The sequence below is a fragment of the Hydrogenophaga intermedia genome (assembly GCF_023715105.1).
Lineage (GTDB): Bacteria > Pseudomonadota > Gammaproteobacteria > Burkholderiales > Burkholderiaceae_C > Hydrogenophaga > Hydrogenophaga intermedia_A.
Map to the genome: position 1 here is coordinate 1 of NZ_JAMBNO010000125.1, position 393 is coordinate 393.

A 393-nucleotide genomic window follows, 5' to 3' on the forward strand; every position below is an offset into this window, starting at 1 on the left:
GCCAGGCCAACCAGCTCGCTGCCAGCGCCGCCGAGATCGCCCAGCGCGGCGGCTCGGTGGTCTCGCAGGTGGTCACCACCATGGACGAGATCAACACCTCGTCCAAGAAGATCAACGACATCATCGGTGTCATCGACGGCATCGCCTTCCAGACCAACATCCTGGCCTTGAACGCGGCGGTGGAAGCCGCGCGCGCCGGTGAGCAGGGCCGCGGCTTCGCGGTGGTCGCCGGTGAAGTGCGCAACCTGGCGCAGCGCAGCGCGCAGGCGGCCAAGGAGATCAAGGGCCTGATCGGTGCGAGCGTGGAGAAGGTGGAGACCGGCAGCAAGCTGGTGGCCGACGCGGGCCAGACGATGAGCGAGATCGTGGGCTCGGTGCAGCGGGTGACGGACA

Annotated in this window: 1 protein-coding gene; it reads left to right on the forward strand. The window is 68.2% G+C overall.

Annotated elements, in window-relative coordinates; translation table 11 throughout:
* Window positions 1-393, forward strand: a 393-nt coding sequence (locus tag M3149_RS22880) for a methyl-accepting chemotaxis protein (RefSeq protein ID WP_251711641.1), incomplete at both ends; no start/stop codon positions are given.